The sequence below is a fragment of the Mesorhizobium sp. M2A.F.Ca.ET.037.01.1.1 genome, assembly GCF_003998075.1.
In the GTDB taxonomy this organism is placed as follows: Bacteria; Pseudomonadota; Alphaproteobacteria; order Rhizobiales; family Rhizobiaceae; genus Mesorhizobium.
Genome location: NZ_RZSA01000720.1, coordinates 1 through 3,587 on the forward strand (window position 1 = coordinate 1; position 3,587 = coordinate 3,587).

Here is a 3,587-nt window from a genome sequence, read left to right on the forward strand (position 1 = left end):
GAGATCGAATCACTGACCGAGGCCGAGCGCGAGGTCGCCTTCCACACGCAGCCCATCTGGAAGCGTGCCGCGACCGTCGTTGCGGGGCCGCTGTTCAACTTCCTGCTGACGATCGCCGTGTTTGCGGTGCTGTTTTCCCTCTATGGCCGTCCGGTTCTGGAACCTACGGTGGCCCAGGTCACCGCGGGCAGTCCGGCGGAGAAAGCCGGAATCCAGCCTGGCGATCGATTCGTCAAAGTCGACGGCAGCAAGGTGGGGACCTTCGCCGATGTACAGCGCCTGGTCTCGGGCCGGGCAGGCGATGCCATCACCTTCACCCTGCTGCGCGACGGCAAGGAAATCGCCGTCACGGCGACACCGGAGCCGATGGAGCAGCAGGATGCGCTGGGCAACAAGGTCAAGGTTGCGGTTATCGGCGTCGTCAACAATGCCGAGCTCGGCCAGCCACGCCTGATCTCCTATACACCGGCCGGCGCCGTGGTGGCGGCGGTCGAGGAAACCGGACATGTGATCGAGCGCACCGGGCAGTTCCTGCAGCGCTTTGCGCTTGGACGCGAGGACAAATGCCAATTGGGCGGCCCGATCAAGATTGCGAAGATGTCGGGCCAGGCAGCCAAGCTCGGCTTCGAGTGGCTGGTGCAGCTTGTTGCATTTCTGTCAGTCGGAATAGGATTTCTCAATCTCCTGCCGATTCCCCCTCTCGACGGCGGCCACCTGTTGTTCTACGGCGTGGAGGCCGTCATAAGGCGGCCCGTTTCGGAGCGAATGATGGAGATGGCCTATCGGACCGGGCTGTTCCTGGTGCTCGGCTTCATGGGCTTCGTTTTTTGGAATGATCTGTTTGGGTGCTGAAATCATGAAGAAATTTGGCTTCAGCGCCGGTGATATTGAGATGCCGTTTACCATGCGTGGGGATATGCGTGACGCGAAAGCCACGCGGTACGGTTAAGTAAATACAAATTAACCGGGAGCCTTGCGTGTAGGGAAAATCCGGTTAATACGGTAAGGGAAAATACCGCACGTCCGGTTTTCTCGCCGTGGGGACTACGAGAAAAAGGTACAAAAGCCCGATGAAGGCAGCATCCAAGTTTCTGAGCGCCGCTTCCGCGGCGGCTCTGTCCGCCGCTCTGGTCCTGCCAGGCGCGCTCGCAGTGCAGTTCGCTGCCACCTCGGTGGCCGAGGCAGCGGTCGTTTCGCGTGTCGAGGTCAGCGGCAACCAGCGCGTCGATGCCGAGACCATCCGCAATTACATTACGATCAAGCCGGGCAAGCCTTTCTCCAGTTCCGATATTGACGACGCCGTCAAGGCGCTGTTCGGAACCGGCCTGTTCTCGGACGTCCAGATCAACCAGGTCGGTTCGAGCCTGGTGGTCAAGGTTTCCGAATACAAGGTCGTCAACCAGGTACTGTTCCAGGGCAACAAGAAGATCAAGGACAACGCGCTTCAGATGGGTATCCAGCTGAAGCCGCGCGCGACCTTCTCCCAGCAGGCGCTGGACGCCGATGTCGAGGCGATCAAGTCGGCATACAAGCGAATTGGCCGCGACGACGCCGCCGTGACCACGCAGATCATGGACCTCGGCGACAACCGCGTGAACGTGGTCTTCAACATCAACGAAGGCGGCCGCACCCAGATCGCGGCGATCAATTTCGTCGGCAACCACGCCTATTCCAGCCGCCGCCTGTCCGACGTCATCAACACCAAGCGTTCGTCCTGGCTGTCCTTCGTGCTGCGCGACGACGTCTATGACGAGGACAAGCTGCGCGCCGACCAGGAACTGCTGCGCCGCTTCTACTACAATCACGGCTATGCCGACTTCCAGGTCGTCTCGGCCGTCGGCGAGCTTGACGACGCCACCAACAAATACACGGTTACCATCACCGTGCAGGAAGGCGACCGCTACACGTTCGGCGACGTCAGCGTGGAAAGCACCATTCCGGAGGTCGACTCCAAGGCGCTGGAATCGGCTGTCGAAACCCATAAGGGCGATGTCTACAACGCCAAGGACGTCGAGGATTCGATCGTCGCCTTGACCGAGAAGGTCGCGGGCTCAGGCTATGCCTTCGCCCAGGTGACGCCGCGCGGCGACCGCAATTTCGAGAACCACACCATTTCGGTCGTCTACACTATCGACCAGGGCACCAAGGCCTATATCGAGCGCATCGAAATCCGCGGCAACGACCGAACGCGCGACTATGTCATCCGTCGCGAATTCGATGTCAGCGAGGGCGACGCCTTCAACCAGGTCCTCATCCAGCGCGCGAAGAAGCGGCTGGAAGGCCTTGATTACTTCCAGTCCGTCGATATCTCGACGGTTCCGGGCTCGGCGCCAGACCAGGTCGTGCTCGTGGTCACCGTGGTTGAGAAGTCGACCGGCGAATTCTCGGTCGGCGCTGGTTATTCGACCGGCGGCGACACGCCCGGCCCATCCATCGAAGGGTCGATCACCGAGCGCAATTTCCTAGGCCGTGGTCAGTACATCAAGCTGTCGGCCGGCGGCGGCAAGAATTCGCGCGACTTCGCCCTTTCCTTCACCGAGCCCTACTTCCTCGGCCGGCGCATCGCGGCGGGTTTCGACATCTACAAGTCGACCCGCGAGTACGATCACTACAATACGGACACCACCGGCGCGACCGTCCGGTTTGGTCTGCCGATCACTGACAACATTTCGACGCAGCTTGCCTACAACATCTCGCAGGAAAAGTACGAGTTCAATGATTGTGACAACAACAATGACGGCATCGAAGGCGACTGCAATCTTTCGCAGGCCATCATAGAAGCCATCGATGAGGGCTCGTGGCTGAAGTCCTCGGTCAGCTTGGGTCTTACCTACAACACGATCGACGACATGAAGAACCCGCATGAGGGTCTCTTCGTTACCGGCACGACCGAGTTCGCCGGTCTTGGCGGCGATGCCAAATGGGTGAAGGTGACTGGCCGGGCAAGTGTCTATCAGACATTGTCGGAGCAGCTTGACCTTGTCGGTCTCGTATCGGGCGGCGCCGGCTACATTGCAGGCTACGGCGATAATGGTTTGCGCATTTTCGATCAGTTCCAAAGCAACGATCGCATGATCCGCGGTTTTGAGTATGGTGGCATTGGTCCCGTTGACACCGCAACTGGAGACCACCTTGGTGGCACTACCTATTTCAATGCCTCGGCCGAAGCGCAATTCCCATTGCCGGTGATCCCGGAGAGTTTCGGTTTGCGCGGTGCCGTTTTCGCTGATGCCGCAACTCTGTACGGCAGCAAGGTCGACACTCCTGGTGTCGTTCAAGCATCGACCGACATGAAGCTCCGTGCTTCGGTGGGTGTCGGCCTGATGTGGGCTTCGCCGTTCGGCCCGATCCGCATCGACTATGCGATCCCGGTCAAGAAAGAGTCGACCGACGATGTGCAGGAATTCAACTTCGGTATCGCGACCCGCTTCTAATTTCGTGGTTGCAATGGTTCCGGGCCGGTTGACGGCCCGGAGTGGACTGTGCCGACCCAGCTGGATATTGCTTCTGGAATGACCGATCCGGTGTTCTTCGCGCCTTCACGCCGGTATACGGCTGGCGAGGTCGCGAATCTGACCGGCGCCAGC

General features: G+C 59.9%; 2 protein-coding genes. Both read left to right on the forward strand.

Annotation, left to right across the window (positions count from 1 at the left end):
• The coding region (rseP, locus tag EOA27_RS27670) for an RIP metalloprotease RseP (RefSeq protein ID WP_127257746.1) at positions 1 to 852 on the forward strand (852 nt) is incomplete at its 5' end.
• A 218-nt stretch (positions 853 to 1,070) separates the two neighbouring features.
• On the forward strand, positions 1,071 to 3,434 hold the full coding sequence (gene bamA, locus EOA27_RS27675; RefSeq protein WP_126082654.1) for an outer membrane protein assembly factor BamA: 2,364 nt from the start codon (positions 1,071 to 1,073) through the stop codon (positions 3,432 to 3,434).
• Positions 3,435 to 3,587 lie beyond the last annotated feature (153 nt).